We start from the raw sequence: 14,913 nt of genomic DNA, 5'->3' as shown, positions 1-14,913 counted from the left end.
AGTCGTTCGTAAACCACGGGGCCGCCGCTATTTTTTTTTCCATCTTGTCCAAGATAGGAGGGACAGCAGGATAGCGGCGGCTACAAACGATATCTGAGTCCCCCAAGGGTAATGAATGAACATCTGCGATCCCCATGGCCATAACATATCCTTCAAGACGCCCCTTTCCCCATCCATTTTTTTCTAATCCACGCAATAGGCAATAAGATAACCGGGAGATAGATCAGCAGCGGCATCCAAAGATTAGTCTGCAAATGAATAAAACCGACTTGTATATGCTCCATAATATCATTAGCCATGGTGATGCCGATGAAGAATACGGCGGCGGCAAGCGGAACGATGAATAGACGCTCATTCTTGATGAACGTTAACTGCCGAATGGCGAACACGGCGCCAAACAAGTAGAAGGATAGCTTGAAGAAAGTCGTCAAGATAAAAATCATAAGGCCGAGCGCATCCAGATTTTCGATAAAATCACCCACGCTGATTAACCGCAGCATCGATATCGTCGGATAGATGCTTCGTTTATAAATCCCTTCTCCCAACGTCATAATCATTAACAGATTTAATACGGTAAGCAGCACACCGCTGCAGATTGAGACGAGAATCGTGGTTTGAGCAACTTTCTTCTGATTCGTCACAAGAGGCCAGAACATGGCGAACAGGAGCGTTTCACCGAATGTCTGCGTGACGCTTGTCGGCCAAGTATTGTTCCAGATCCGTCCCCAGCCTTCTCCGGCTACGGGCAGCAAATAATCTGTATGCATTGTTCCTGAAGCCATTAACAGAATGACCTGTAACGCATAAAGGAGCATAACGACCGGTACGAGAATCCCGGCCATTCGGAATATCCCTTCGATTCCGGTGAACAGCATATATACAACAACAAGCATAAAGGCGACAAGAATGGCCCATGCCGGCGTACCGGGAAGCATGATCAAATTAATCGTAAATTTAAGGTCGGAAATGATCCTGCCCGCATCATAAAGAAATAGCAGCGGATACAGCCAGGCGATCGGCACCCCGAGCCAGCGGCCGAATAGGTCCGGGAACCATTCCGTCAGCGTCATGCCTGACTGCAGCCGCATGAATACGGTAAAGAGGGACACCAGACAGACCCCAAGCAAGGTCGCGCATAAGGAGGCGATCCAGGCGTCCCTTCCCGCGCCGGAGGAGAATCCGAAGATGATTGTCGTTCCCTGTTGGAAAAAAAGAATGCCGCAAAACAACTGGTACAACGATATTTTTACCACATTTGGTCACCGTCCTTCAGGACCGCCGCCCCTAGTATGCTTGATTTAATAAACGGAAATCGGCTCGTTAATCATTCCGATTTTTTCTACGTTAACCTTTGCGCTGACCTGGAATTCGACATCCGCCAGCTTATCATTCCAGTTCTCCTGCTGCTGTTGCCACAGACCGGGGCTGGCTTTGTATATCGCACGGCCGATTCCGACAAAATCCGAGTTGAACTGCTGCGCCTTCTTAAAACTCATTCGAATTCTGTCCTCGATATCTTTCTCCAGTAAAGATTCGACATACGCTATTTTTTCCAAATCCTTTAAAGAAATCTGCGACTGATTCTCAAAAATGTTGATTACGGTTGTCACGCGAACATCCACTCTCAATCTATTTTTCACGGAATAGACCTTGATTTTGGTGTGTGCCTTTTGGACCTCTCCGCTAATTTTTCCGCCGCCTCGTTTCTCAGGAATGTTTACGGTTATCACTCCTTCCTCCATTTCGTCACGAAGCCAGAGCAGCCCTCGGGTTTCTTCGGCATTCAGCCAACCGACTAATCGATTGTCACGCATGATGCCAACTCCCATCTGCATCAAATTATTCAGCTCTTCTTTTGAGGCTGATTTTATTTCCGAAGGGACGATCTCGATTCGAGGCGCATAAGCCTCCTGGCCGTCTTCCATAAACATATTAATGAACTCGTTCAACCGGACATGCGCGTTGACTCCCGTCTTCATTTCTTCCTTAATGATCTCAGCCGTGAGCTTCTCGAATTTGGGTTTGAACCGCAAAATGTCAGCCGCCTCCTTCTTCGTGAATAGGACGAAGCTTCGCATTTGGGTCTGCCTGGACCGCTGAAAGAAATCCATTAGGGTAAACGTGTCGTTCCTTGCCAGGTTTTCTCCGATCACAATCGCCCGGTTGTGCGGATAAAAGATATTCCGGGGCAGCTTTTTTTGAATGTTCCGGAAGGCATCCATAATCGTCTCGCCCTCTTCGGAAATGACCCAGCCTGCCGTATTTTCGATTTCCCCGCTGCCTCCGGCTTGTCCGCTCATTCCTACCGTTCGCGGTACCGCAAGGAGCAGAGATACCTTTATTCCTCCGGACTTCGTCCGGTCAATTCCGGTTGCGGTAACAATACCGATATCATTGACCTCTTGCCTGCTCCAGCAGCCTGCAGTCAATAGGCTGATTATAACGATAGCGGCAGCAATTGCGGCTGCTTTCCCCATCTTGCTTTCCCTCCTCCATTAGCCTTTACGATGCGGCTTTCTGGGTCGCAACCCCCTTTTCATTCGGTAAGGGTTACTGCTGCTTGTAGATTTCGGACGCTTCCGCATGGCCCACCATGGAGCGCGAATGAACACATCCTTAAGCCCGCTGACGTCCAGTGGAGCGACCGGATACATATAAGGCACGCCAAAGGAACGAAGCCCGACCAAATGAATCAGAATGGCAAGCAGAACCAACAAAATGCCGAACAAACCCATTGTTCCGGCAATGATCATTAACGGAAACCGAAGCAACCGGACAGCGACGCCGAAGCTGTATACCGGGAAGATGAAGGAGGCAATGCCAGTAAAGGATACGACGATAACGAGGCTGGCGGATACAAGGCCGGCTTGCACCGCTGCTTGACCAATGACCAAGGCGCCGACAATGCTGACGGCTTGTCCGACCGGACGCGGGAGGCGTACGCCGGCTTCGCGCAGGCCCTCGAAAGCAAGCTCCATGATAAACGCTTCGATGATGGCCGGGAACGGGACGGCTTCCCGCGAGGCGGCGATGCTAAGCAGCAGGGAAGTCGGGAGCATCTCCTGATGGAACGTCAAGATGGCAATATATAGAGATGGAAACACGAGTGCGCTGAACGCCAGCCATAACCGCAGCCATCTCGTTACCGTTGAAGGGATGTACCGTTGATAATAATCCTCGGATGCTCCGAGCAGGTCGAACATCGTAACCGGTAGCACAAGAGCAAAGGGCGTGTTATCGATAAGGATGCCGATCTTTCCTTCCAGAATGAATCCGGCAACCCGGTCGGGCCGTTCCGTGTTCAGAATTTGCGGAAAAATGGAATACGGGCTATCTTCAATAAGCTCCTCCAAATACCCGCTCTCCAGAATGGCGTCGATATCGATCCGTTCTAATCTTTGCTTCAATTCATCAAGGAGTTTCGGATCGACGATTCCTTCCACGTAGACCAAAACGATTTCCGTTTTGGACAAGCGCCCTATTTGCATGGCTTCCATCTTGATCTTCTGATCCTTCAGCCTTCTGCGGATCAGGCTTGTATTGGTCCGCAGATTTTCGATAAATCCATCTCTCGGCCCGCGAATTACAGGTTCGGAAGCGGGCTCTTCGATCGACCGTTTATCCCATTTCTGGGTACTGATCAGCAAGGCATCCGGCACACCGTCAAGCAGCAGCGCCGTGCCGCCTGACAGGATATGATCGATGATGTTGTTTATTTGATTATCTCTCATTGTCTGAGCGGCACTGACGACTTGCGTTTCTATGTTTACAAGCAGGTCTTCCGCCGCAGCTTCCTTCAAGTTCCGACCGCCCGATTCCAGCAGCAGCGCTTTGAGGATGTCGGTATCGATTTGATGCACATCGGCCATTCCGTCTAAATAAATAAGAACCGCTCTGCACGGTCCCGCCAGCTGGATTTCCCGGAAGACGACATCGGACAAGCGTTCCAGGCTCGTCTTGAACAGCTGCAGATCGGATGAATAGCTGCCGGTGAGTACAGTCTGCTTTGCAGCTTGCTGCTCCTCGGCGGCTACGGCATCATTGTTATTGTTTGGTCTCCATATTCGGCTGCCCCTGAACCTGAACGGCATGGCGTTTCCTCCCCCTTCCGTCCGCTGCGGATGAATGGTACTGGGTTATTATGGCCCAAATGGGGAGATTTATTATTGGCGTCCACTGACAAGGGCGCCGGCAGGCATTTCAGCTTATTGCACAGTTAAATTCGTGTGCGGGCGGCCAGTCGGAAAGAAAGCAAGCGACCGGAAGCCTTAAAAGGGCGGCGGCTGGAATTGACAACGATTTCCGCGTCCATTACAATCATCCTATCAGATAGGATGCAAGCTGTGGGGGGAGAAGAGAGAGAATGGGAAAAATACAAAAATTGCTTGTGCATGAGCTGGTGTCGCAGGAAATTCAAAACTATATTCAAGAAAAAGAGTTAAAGGAGGGGGACAAGCTGCCCTCCGTCGATGAGATGACGCAGATGTTCGGCGTCGGCCGCTCTTCGTTAAGAGAGGCGCTTCGCTATTTGGAGGCTGTCGATATCGTGCGGGTGGAGAACGGGAAAGGTATCTTTGTCCGGGACGTCGATACGTTTCGTTTCTCCGGCAAGGTGAAGGTGGAGAGAGAGCGCGACTTTCTGCTCAATACGCTGGATGTCAGGAAGGCGCTGGAAGGGAAAGCGGTAGAGCTTGCATCAAAGCGCATTACGAAGGCTCAAATTAAGGAGCTTGAGGATTGCCTGGAAGAGTACAGAATCCTTAAGGAAAGCCATAAGGACACGTCCAGAATTGATCTGCAGTTCCATCGGTATGTCATTAAAGCGGCAGATAATGCGGTTCTCGAGACGGTCCTGGATTCCATGTCCGGCTTGTATGAGAAATTCTTCAATGAACCGCTTGGAGATAAGCAGCTCTTCGATGAGACCTATCCTTTCCACATTACGATGTTTGATGCGATCGCAGCGCATGATACGGAACGAGCCATGGATGAATTTCATAAAATGATGGCCTGCATCGAAGATAAAATAAGAACCCATCAGATGTAAATTTTTTGTTGACATCGTCAAGAGCGTCCACCTATAATCTACCTATCAGACAGGTTGACTGTATGATACATTTGAGAGGGGACGATAAACCATGACGAGTTACAGGAGAATATGGGCTTCGCTGCTCGCTGCGATCTTGACGGCTGCACTATTGGCCGGCTGCGGCGATGCGCAGGAGAATAATGAAACTGCTGCCGGTAATGGAGTCAAGGAAGAGAAGATCACGCTTCGCATGATCGAGAGCCTGACCAGTCCGAAGCGGACCGGGCTTCTGCAAGCCATGATCAGCAGGTATGAAGCGGATCATCCGAACATCAAAGTCGAATTTATTTCACCCCCATTCGATCAGGCCGACAACAAAATCAGAACGATGCTTGCCTCAAATGAAAAGCTTGATATTCTTGAAGTCAGGGATTTAAACGTAGCCGAATTTGTAAATAACGGCTATATCGAACCATTGAACGCCTATACGGAGAAGTGGGACGATTTCGCTACGGTAGGCGCCGTGCCGAAGTCGGTTGGAACGATCGGAGGCCAGCTGTATTTTGTCCCTAACGGCCTCTACCAGAGGCAAATGTTCTATCGCCAGGATTGGCTTGAGGAGAAGAGCCTTGAGGTTCCCGCTACGTGGGGAGAGCTTTATGAGGTTAGCAAGCAGCTTACCGATCCAGCCAAAAACCGCTTTGGCTTCTCCTTCCGGGGAGGTCCGGGCGCGAACGGGAACTCCGATTCGATGATTCTTGCTTATAACGCGGATCATGTGAATTTGGATGACTCCATGTTCACGAAGGACGGCGCAACGATATACTCAACGGCGGAAGCAAAGACGGCGCTCGAGCTGTATCTCAGCCTTTATAAGGAAGCGTCGCCACCGGATTCGATCAACTGGGGATTCCAGGAGCAGGTGCAGGCGTTCACTTCCGGCGTAACCGGTATTCTGCTGCAGGATCCGGACGTCATTCAAGTGGTGACGGAGAAGATGGAAGAAGGCACTTGGGCGACAGCCCCGATGCCGACCGGACCGGACGGCAAAGCGCTTATCTCCGCCGGCGGAGCGGGATGGGGCATCACGGCGAACTCCGAGCATAAAGAGGCGGCATGGGAGCTGATCGCTTTCCTCTCAAGCCCAGAGGAGAATACCGGATTCTCGAAGGACTTCGGCTTAATTCCGATTCATACGAGCGCGACGGAAGATGAATTTTTCAAAACCGGTCCTTATAAGACGTTGATCGACATGACCAACAAGCCGGATACGTTCGTGAACTACAAAGCGCCGTTCAATTACCCGGGCACGGGACAGTGGGGACAGGTTGCGATGGAGACGGGGCAGTCGTTCCTGCTTGGACAGACCGGCGCGGAAGAAACGTTGAAGAAATGGGACGCCTATTGGGTCGACCAGAAGGCAAAAATGAAATAGCAATCAAGGTGGGCGGTGATTGCCGCCCATTATCCTTTTTGTCCAAGGCGGTGAAGTCTTGAAGAAGCAAACGGTGTTCATTATGTCAGGGCTGGTACCCGCTCTGCTGCTAGTGCTTGCTTTCACCTATTATCCTTTTATCCGGGGTATTGTGATTGCCTTCCAGGATTATAAGCTGTTTGATCTAAGGAACGTCCACTTCATCGGATTCCGGAACTTTACGGCTGCGTTCCAGGATCCTAAATTTATAGCGGCTCTGCAGAACAGCGGCTATTGGGTATTCTTCTCGCTCGTCTTTCAATTCCTGATCGGACTGGCGCTTGCCCTGCTGTTGAAGAGGCCGTTTAAGGGGCGCGGGATCTATCAGGGCTTCATCTTCTACTCCTGGGCGCTATCAGGATTTATCATCGGCATGATCTGGAAGTGGATGTTCAACTCTCAGATTGGCGTCATCAACGATTTGTTGCTTCGGATTGGCATTATTCAGGAAAGAATCGGTTTTCTGTCAGAGCCCAAGTGGGCCATGTTCTCCGTTATTGCCGCCAATGTGTGGTACGGGATCGCTTTTTTTGCGATTATGCTGCTGGCCGCCCTGCAGTCGGTGCCGTCCGAGCTGTATGAGGCTGCCGATATGGACGGCGCGAGCGGGCCGCGCAAGCTGTGGAATGTCACGCTGCCTTATATTATGCCGACTATTATCGCAACCACGCTGCTGAGGGCGATTTGGATATTTAACGATCCAACGATCATTTACGGCTTGACGAACGGCGGTCCGGCGGGCCGGACGCATATTTTATCTTCCCTAATGCTCGACAAAATCATCTATGGCGGCGATTACGGAGCGGCTTCCGCCATCGGCGTCATTATGATAGCGATTCTGCTGCTGTACACGATCTTCTACCTGTCGGTCACCAAGGCGGAGAAAGCGGGGGATTTCTGATGAAACTTCGGGTGCTGGGCCTGTCGAAAATCGTATTTTTGACGCTTCATTTGCTCGTAATGGTTTTCCCCCTCTATTGGATCGTCATTACGTCGCTGAAGCCGCAGAGGGATATTTTCTCATTCCCGCTGAAGTACTGGCCGGAGCGAATGTCGCTTGAGAATTATATTAATATTTTTAAAATATCAAAGTTTCACGTCTATATCGGCAACAGTCTGCTGATATCCATTCTGGCTGCATCGATTGTGCTGATCATCGCCATATTAAGCGCATATGTGCTGGCGCGGTTTACCTTTCGCGGACACAAGCAGATTATGCTGGCGTTCTTCGCCACGCAGATGCTGCCGGGCTTCGTCGCGCTCGCGCCGCTATATTTTATGATGAGCAGCATGAACCTAATTAACAGCCGCATCTCGCTGCTTCTTATGTATACGGTCATTCTTATTCCGTTCTCGACGATTATGCTGCGCGGCTTTTTCCAGCGGATCCCGTCCAGTCTCGAAGAAGCGGCCATGATTGACGGCTGCTCGAGATGGTCGGCCTTAATCCGTGTCGTTATTCCGGTCATGCTGCCGGGAATCGCATCCACCTTCATCTTCGCCTTCGTGCAGAACTGGAACGAGCTTTTTCTGGCCGTTATGTTCATTGACAGCGACGCGCTGAAGACGCTCCCGGTAGCGATGAACTCCTTCATTTTGAAATTTGACGTGGACTGGGGAGCGATGTCGGCAGGCACGGTTTTATCGATAATTCCAACGGTTCTTCTATTTGCTTTCGCCCAGCGATTTATTGTAGAAGGCTTAACACAAGGAGCAGAAAAAGGATGAAGCAGAAGGAGAACACGCCGCAAACCATGAAACGGCACCGTGACCATATGTTCACCAAAGCAGCTTACGATCCGCTGGATACCAGGCATCACGGGGCGATCCATGTCCCCATCTACCAGAACAGCCTGTTTGCATTCGGCAGCTACGATCAATTCGAGCAAGCGATGAGCGGGCTTCAAGATCATCATGTCTATTCGCGGGGCAATAATCCGACCGTCTCCTATTTGGAGCAGAAGCTTGCGGATATGGAAGAAGCGGAATCGGCCAAATGTTTTGCATCGGGCATGGCCGCCATCTCCTCCGCGATCCTGTCGGTTGTCGGGCAAGGAGACCATGTGGTTGCTGTCCATCAGGCATATGGCCCGACGAGAGAATTTCTGAGCACGTACTTGAGCCGGTTCGGCGTGGAAACCACGTATATCGACGGCGGCTCTATGGAGGAATGGCGCGGTGCGTTGCGGGCTAACACAAGGCTGCTCTACTTGGAGAGTCCGACTACGATGTTGTTCGAACTGCAGGATCTGCGGCTGGTTGCCGGGCTTGCAAAGGAGGCTGGCGCGCGGACGATCGTCGATAATACGTGGGCGACGCCTTGCTTCCAGAATCCGCTTGCGTTCGGGATCGATTTAGTGGTTCATTCCATTTCCAAATATATCGGCGGGCACAGCGATTGTATTGGAGGCGTGGTGCTGGGCTCCAAGGCTTTGATGGAGCAAATCGCAAGCACCGAATACATGCTGCTCGGCGGAATTATGACGCCTCAGACGGCGGCGCTCGTATCCAAAGGGCTGCGGACGCTTCCGCTGCGCATGCGTCGGCATGAAGAGAGCGGGCTCCAGGTGGCGGAATATATAGGCAAGCAGTCTTTTGCCGCTCGCGTCAATCATCCCGGACTGCCGGGGCATCCTCAGCATGAGCTCGCGAAGCGCCAGATGTCGGGCTTCAGCAGTTTATTTTCCTTTGTATCGAACGAGCCGAGGGAGAAGCTGAAGGAATGGGCCGGGCGGCTGCAGTATTTCAAAATCGCCGTGAGCTGGGGCGGCTTTGAAAGCCTGGTGACGGTTAACCGGTTGGGTGCCGGGAAGGAAGAGCAAATGGAAGCATCCGTCGTTCGATTGTATGTGGGATTGGAAGAGCCGAAGGATCTCATTCGGGATATCAATCAGGCGTGGAAAGACGCATAAAATTACGTATTTATTTATTCTAGAAACGTATAAACCATATTTTATTAAGGAAAAAATTAATGTACAATCATTAGAATTACATCTTCAGGGTTTGTATAATAAAGTAAATAATCTTGTTATTAATAGTTCGATCTAAGAAAAAGAAATAAATGAAAATCAAATTATTGAAATGTTAGACGAGCTCGAACAAATAACTAAGATATTGCCTAAAAAAATATACAACAACTTAGGAAGTCAAAGAGGCTTTTATGCTTTTATAATATCATAAGCAAACTTCAAGGACGGAGAAAATGGAGAGGCACACTCTTAATACAACAACTCGTAATGAAAAAACAAGAGATCCTGACGGAAGGCGTTATCAAGCAATTCCCGGAAAAATTCGAATGACGGTAAGAAGAGCGCCTGCCCGGCGCTTTTCTTTTTGCCTTGGCCGCTGGAATGGCTGGCTCTCCCACTTGTGTTCGCCGTCGAATTTTGGGACAATAATAAGCAGATTATAAGCAACGGATTTGTGAAAAGAGGGTAACCATGAACAAGCAATCCATCTATGGATTAACATTAGATCAATTGACGGCGTGGCTTGGGGAGAGAGGCCATAAGAAATCCCGGGCGGCGCAGGTATGGGAGTGGCTGTACCGGAAGCGGGTAACGGAATTCGCCGCGATGGTTGACGTGAATACGGATTGTCTGCAGCTCTTATCCGATCATTTTGTCATCTCCACCTTGAGCGAACATCTGAGGCAGGAGTCGGTTGACGGAACGAACAAGTTTTTGTTCAGGCTGACGGACGGAAACTTGATCGAAACCGTGCTTATGCGGCATAAATTCGGATTATCGGTCTGCGTCACGACCCAGGTGGGCTGCAACATCGGATGCAGTTTCTGCGCGAGCGGTCTGCTGGCCAAGAGCCGCGATTTGACGAGCGGCGAAATTGTAGAGCAAATCATGAAGGTTCAGCTTCATCTAGACGAAGCGCGGCAGGGCGAGAAGGTGAGCCACATCGTCGTCATGGGCATTGGCGAGCCGTTCGATAATTTTGTGAACATGGTCGATTTTCTGGGCGTGGTCAAGGATCATAAGGGTCTGGCCATCGGCGCAAGACATATTACCGTATCGACAAGCGGTCTTGCGGATAAAATCGTGGAGTTCACGGACTCGAATCTTCAGGTGAATCTGGCGGTTTCCCTCCATGCGCCGAACAACGAGCTGCGTACGCGGATCATGAAGATCAACCGGGCGATTCCGATTGAGAAATTAATGCGGTCCGTCGATTATTATTTGGACAAAACGAAACGCAGAGTGACGATCGAATATATTTTGCTGAAGGATGTCAACGACCGCAAGGAGCATGCGCTCGAGCTTGCCGATCTTCTGGATGCCAGAAGAGATCTCGTCAACGTGAATCTGATTCCCTATAATCCGGTCGATGAGCACAGCCAGTATCAGAGAAGCGAGCAGGAATCGATCCTGGCATTCTATGATACGCTCAAGAAGCGCAATTTCAGCGTCAGCGTCCGTCTGGAGCACGGAACCGATATCGACGCCGCTTGCGGACAGCTGAGAAGCAAGCAGATGAAGAAGGAAGACAGGCCTGATCCGAACAGTGCGGCATTGGGCTGATCATAACCGTACAAAGCAAGCGTATCCGATCCTGTCGGATGCGCTTTTTCTTGTTGTTCCTATATCCCGTTCTTGTCGAAATATGGTATAAATGATAGGGATGACAAACTTCCGATAGGGACGATATAGCTATGAAAAAGAGATATAGCAGTACTGTGGCACTACTTCTCTTTCTGCTTCTATTATCCGGCTGCTCCGCCTCCTCTTCCATGCCGGAAGCGGAGGCAGGCAGGATCGACTTGAGCCGCTGGCTTTTTGCCCAGAACGGCAGCGTGAAGCTGAACGGGGAATGGTCGCTGTACCCGGGACAGCTGCTAAGTCCGGACGAGCTGCAGGGAAGTCAAGACAGCGGTTACATCAAGGTGCCGGGCTTCTGGAGAAACCATGGCTACCTGAAGGCCGGACACGGCCATGCCACCTACAGACTGATCATGAAGCTGGATGCGACTGCGCAGGATCGGCTGTTAGCCCTTTATTTGCCGTTCGGGATCGAATCGGCTTATAAGCTTTGGATTAACGGGGAAGTAAAGGCGTCGGCCGGCAAGGTTGGAGCGTCGAAGACGGAGATGGAAGCGAAGTATCTCCCCCAATCCATTGTTTTTCCGGCGGAGGATGAGGTGGAGATCGTCATTCAGGTGTCCAATTACGTCCAGCGGACAGGCGGCATCTGGGACGAGCTGCGGCTGGGCGAAGCCGGGGAAGTGTCGGAATTCACGACGATGCGTCTCGCGCAGGAGCTGTTCGCGGCAGGCGGGATCGTTATTATGGGTCTATACCATTTGGGGCTATATTTTAGCAGGAGGAAGGATTTAACGCCGCTTTACTTTGGCGGTTTTTGTCTCTTGTTCGGCCTGCGGTCGCTGTTTCTGGGCGAGGTAATCATTAATCATATTTTTCCGGACATGAGCTTTGAAATCTATAAGAAATTTGAATATATCGGGCAATATTTCGGACCGGTATTATTTCTGTTATATGTGCAGCAGCTGTTTCCCAAGGAAACGCATAAGGGGATGGTCCGTCTCGGGACGGCCGTATACGGGGCGCTTGGCGTCGTCGTTGTGGCGGCCCCGACTACGATTTTCACGCCTACGCTGGTGCTGACCCACGTTCTGCTGCTTATTCTCGCACCTTATGTCGTCGGCGTCTTTATCCGCGCTGCGATAAGGAAGAGGGAAGGGGCCTTGTTTTGCTGCATCCTGTTTGTCATTATGGCGCTCACTATTTTTAACGATCTGCTGTACTACAACAACATCATTCCGACCATCGATATGGCGAAGTTCGGCGTGTTCGTGTTTATTTTCGCGCAGGCGTTCATGCTGTCCAGAAAATTTTCGAAGGCGTTCTACGCCGTTGAGGATCTGTCGAACAAGCAGGCCAGATGGTCGCAGGAGCTGGAGATGACGGTCGACGAGCGCACCAAGGAGCTTCAGAAGACGCTCGGCGACCTGAAGGATGCGCAAAGGCAGCTGGTCGAATCGGAGAAAATGGCGGCGCTTGGGGCTCTAGTGGCGGGGATTGCCCATGAAATCAATACGCCCGTTGGCGTCAGTGTGACGGCTGCGTCGCACTTGAAGCAGAAGACAGGCGATTTCTCCGCAATCCTGCAGAGCAATAAATTGAAGAAATCCGACCTGGACAACTATATCAAGCTGGCAGGCGAGTCCTCTCATATTATCTCTTATAACTTGAAGCGGGCGTCGGAGCTGATCAATGGCTTCAAGCTTGTCGCGGTTGATCAATCCCACGAGAACAAACGGCAGTTCAACGTGAAGCAGTACTTGCAGGAGGTGCTGATCAGCCTTGGACCGAAGCTGAATCAAACGAAGCTGGACGTGCAGCTCGAGTGCCCGGACGATATAGACATTACCGGCTACCCGGGAGCGTTCTCGCAGATTTTAACCAACTTCCTGATGAATTCGATGATTCACGCCTATGACCCGGGCGAGAGCGGGACGATCCGGCTGACGGTGCGGAAGGAAACCTCGGAATTGTGGATGGAGTACCGGGATAACGGCAAAGGTATGCCGCCGGAAGTGAAGGATAAAATATTCGATCCGTTCTTTACGACAAACCGCGGCGGCGGAGGCACCGGTCTCGGCATGCATATTATTTACAACCTGGTCACGCAGTCGCTCGGCGGTAAGATCGAATGCGAGAGCGAGCCCGGCCAAGGCGCTGCCTTTCTTATTAATATACCTCTGGAGGAGAAAATAACATGATATCTCGGACAGATGAAGAGCTGCCATTATCAGAGGATCAGGACGAACTCGTCTTTCTGGACGAGGGGGAGGACAGTGAGGAAGATGCCCCGCAGGATTCCTGGCCTATCTTAATCGTCGACGATCACGAGGAAATTCATAAGGTGACCGCGTTCGTTCTTGGCGGCTTTGAATTCGAAGGGAAAGGGCTGCGGTTTCTTCACGCCTATTCCGGGGAGGAAGCAAGAGCCGTACTGCGGGCAGAGCCGGATATTGCGGTCGTACTGCTCGACGTCGTCATGGAGAAGGATGAGGCCGGGCTTGAGGTCGTCGATTTCATCCGCCGCGAGCTTCGGAACAGCGCGGTACGCATCATTCTGCGGACGGGCCAGCCGGGGCAGGCGCCGGAACAGGAAGTCATTGTGAAATACGATATAAACGATTATAAGGAAAAAACGGAGCTTACGGCGCAGAAGCTTTTTACGACAATCCTATCCTCATTGCGTTCTTATCGGGATCTGAGAATGATTCAAAGCAATAGGAAGGGGCTGGAGGATGTGGTGCGCTCCTCTTCTTCCATATTGAACGTGTATTCGTTGAAGGAGCTTGCGCGCGACGTGCTTGCCCAGTTAACCTCCATTCTTGATGCGGAGAGCAGCTCCGAGGGTTTAGTCCTGCAGAAGGAAAACGGCAGCTGGAGCAAGCTGGCAGGCAGCGGAAAATTTGCGTCTGCGGCCGGTCCGCAGAAGCTGCCGTCCGAAGTATTGGCTGAAGCCGGGAGCGCGGCCTTGTCGAGCGTACGCTTCATTCCGGGTGACGGCTTCACCTGCTATTACCGGAACAGTTCGGGTACGGAGAAAATGATCTATTTCAAGCGCGGGAAGGCTTTATCGGAATGGGACCGTTATTTGATCGAGGTCTATTGCGCCAATATATTGGCTGCGTTCGAGAATGTGGCCCTAAACCGGGAGATCGAGAGCACCCAGAAGGAAATCATTTATACGCTTGGCGAGATTGCGGAGACAAGATCGAAGGAAACGGGCTTTCACGTTAAGCGCGTTGCCGAATACACGAAGCTGCTGGCGCTGAAATACGGGCTGCCGGACGAAGAGGCCGAGCTGATCAGCCTTGCAAGCCCGATGCATGACATCGGAAAGGTCGGCATCAGCGATGCGATTCTGAATAAGCCGGGTAAGTTGACCGCCGGGGAATACGAGATCATGAAGACGCACGCGCAATCCGGTTATGATATGCTGAAGCATTCCGGCAGGCCGATTATGAAAACAGCGTCCATCATTGCCCTGCAGCATCACGAGAAGTATAACGGCAGCGGCTATCCTCAGGGGCTTAAAGGGGATGAAATACATATTTACGGGCGTCTGACCGCCCTCGCGGACGTATTTGACGCTCTTGCCAGCGACCGCGTCTACAAGAAAGCGTGGGCGATCGCCGATATTATCGTTTTTTTGCAGGAGCAGAGGGGAGAGCATTTCGACCCTGTTCTCACGGATTTGTTCATGGAGCATATCGATGAATTTCTGGTTATCAGAGAGAAGTATGCGGACGAAAAAATATTTTAAGGCACAGCATGCAGCCGCAAGAGAACTGGCAGTTTAAGCTGGATCCCGGAGCAAAAGGCTTTGACTTCGAATGCCGAATCGTTCTCTAAATGGTTACTTA

Annotated in this window: 11 protein-coding genes; 8 read left to right on the top strand and 3 right to left on the bottom strand. The window is 51.2% G+C overall.

The window, feature by feature from the left end:
• Positions 1 to 152 precede the first annotated feature (152 nt).
• From H581_RS0101900 to H581_RS0101890, 3 genes are read right to left on the bottom strand one after another with little or no spacing between them, the layout of a single operon-like run.
• On the bottom strand, positions 153 to 1,253 hold the full coding sequence (locus tag H581_RS0101900) for a GerAB/ArcD/ProY family transporter (RefSeq protein WP_028608529.1): 1,101 nt from the start codon (positions 1,251 to 1,253) through the stop codon (positions 153 to 155).
• Between the two features lie 45 nt (positions 1,254 to 1,298).
• Complete coding sequence (locus H581_RS0101895; RefSeq protein WP_028608528.1) at positions 1,299 to 2,477, bottom strand: Ger(x)C family spore germination protein; 1,179 nt, start codon at positions 2,475 to 2,477, stop codon at positions 1,299 to 1,301.
• Positions 2,478 to 2,495: 18 nt separating this feature from the next.
• Entirely contained in the window at positions 2,496 to 4,091 is a 1,596-nt protein-coding gene (locus H581_RS0101890; protein ID WP_028608527.1) for a spore germination protein, read from the bottom strand.
• 272 nt (positions 4,092 to 4,363) lie between these two features.
• Here H581_RS0101890 and H581_RS0101885 point away from each other — a divergent pair, with 272 nt between their 5' ends.
• The 8 genes from H581_RS0101885 (at position 4,364) to H581_RS0101850 (ending at position 14,813) form a co-directional block, all read left to right on the top strand.
• The gene (locus H581_RS0101885) at positions 4,364 to 5,047 is read left to right on the top strand and encodes a FadR/GntR family transcriptional regulator (RefSeq protein WP_028608526.1); all 684 of its coding nucleotides are present in this window, start codon (positions 4,364 to 4,366) and stop codon (positions 5,045 to 5,047) included.
• A 91-nt stretch (positions 5,048 to 5,138) separates the two neighbouring features.
• Positions 5,139 to 6,464, top strand: a complete 1,326-nt coding sequence (locus H581_RS0101880; protein ID WP_036717406.1) for an ABC transporter substrate-binding protein — start codon at positions 5,139 to 5,141, stop codon at positions 6,462 to 6,464.
• A gap of 58 nt (positions 6,465 to 6,522) precedes the next feature.
• Positions 6,523 to 7,404 carry a carbohydrate ABC transporter permease gene (locus tag H581_RS0101875; protein ID WP_028608524.1) on the top strand — a complete coding sequence of 294 codons (882 nt, stop codon included), beginning with the start codon at positions 6,523 to 6,525 and terminating at the stop codon, positions 7,402 to 7,404.
• Positions 7,404 to 8,231 (top strand): carbohydrate ABC transporter permease, encoded by an 828-nt coding sequence (locus tag H581_RS0101870; protein ID WP_028608523.1) that lies wholly within the window; start codon positions 7,404 to 7,406, stop codon positions 8,229 to 8,231. Before H581_RS0101875 ends, H581_RS0101870 begins: the two co-directional genes overlap by 1 nt.
• Positions 8,228 to 9,415, top strand: a complete 1,188-nt coding sequence (locus H581_RS32750; RefSeq protein WP_036717403.1) for a trans-sulfuration enzyme family protein — start codon at positions 8,228 to 8,230, stop codon at positions 9,413 to 9,415. The genes H581_RS0101870 and H581_RS32750 overlap by 4 nt, the downstream gene beginning before the upstream one ends.
• 528 nt (positions 9,416 to 9,943) lie before the next feature.
• Complete coding sequence (gene rlmN, locus H581_RS0101860; RefSeq protein WP_028608522.1) at positions 9,944 to 11,035, top strand: dual-specificity RNA methyltransferase RlmN; 1,092 nt, start codon at positions 9,944 to 9,946, stop codon at positions 11,033 to 11,035.
• Between the two features lie 131 nt (positions 11,036 to 11,166).
• Positions 11,167 to 13,254 (top strand): sensor histidine kinase, encoded by a 2,088-nt coding sequence (locus H581_RS36195; RefSeq protein WP_084134412.1) that lies wholly within the window; start codon positions 11,167 to 11,169, stop codon positions 13,252 to 13,254.
• Complete coding sequence (locus tag H581_RS0101850; RefSeq protein ID WP_051250386.1) at positions 13,251 to 14,813, top strand: DUF3369 domain-containing protein; 1,563 nt, start codon at positions 13,251 to 13,253, stop codon at positions 14,811 to 14,813. Before H581_RS36195 ends, H581_RS0101850 begins: the two co-directional genes overlap by 4 nt.
• The last annotated feature ends 100 nt before the right edge of the window (positions 14,814 to 14,913 follow it).

The sequence above is a fragment of the Paenibacillus harenae DSM 16969 genome, assembly GCF_000422465.1.
GTDB lineage: Bacteria > Bacillota > Bacilli > Paenibacillales > Paenibacillaceae > Pristimantibacillus > Pristimantibacillus harenae.
This window is presented reverse-complemented; position numbering and strand designations above follow the sequence as displayed.

Bases quoted from the DNA above. Each gene is read 5' to 3' on its own strand.
- H581_RS0101895 (WP_028608528.1), bottom strand. From the start codon at position 2,477: ATGGGGAAAGCAGCCGCAATTGCTGCCGCTATCGTTATAATCAGCCTA.
- H581_RS0101890 (WP_028608527.1), bottom strand. From the start codon at position 4,091: ATGCCGTTCAGGTTCAGGGGCAGCCGAATATGGAGACCAAACAATAAC.
- H581_RS0101885 (WP_028608526.1), top strand. From the start codon at position 4,364: ATGGGAAAAATACAAAAATTGCTTGTGCATGAGCTGGTGTCGCAGGAA.
- H581_RS0101880 (WP_036717406.1), top strand. From the start codon at position 5,139: ATGACGAGTTACAGGAGAATATGGGCTTCGCTGCTCGCTGCGATCTTG.
- H581_RS0101870 (WP_028608523.1), top strand. From the start codon at position 7,404: ATGAAACTTCGGGTGCTGGGCCTGTCGAAAATCGTATTTTTGACGCTT.
- H581_RS32750 (WP_036717403.1), top strand. From the start codon at position 8,228: ATGAAGCAGAAGGAGAACACGCCGCAAACCATGAAACGGCACCGTGAC.
- rlmN (WP_028608522.1), top strand. From the start codon at position 9,944: ATGAACAAGCAATCCATCTATGGATTAACATTAGATCAATTGACGGCG.
- H581_RS36195 (WP_084134412.1), top strand. From the start codon at position 11,167: ATGAAAAAGAGATATAGCAGTACTGTGGCACTACTTCTCTTTCTGCTT.
- H581_RS0101850 (WP_051250386.1), top strand. From the start codon at position 13,251: ATGATATCTCGGACAGATGAAGAGCTGCCATTATCAGAGGATCAGGAC.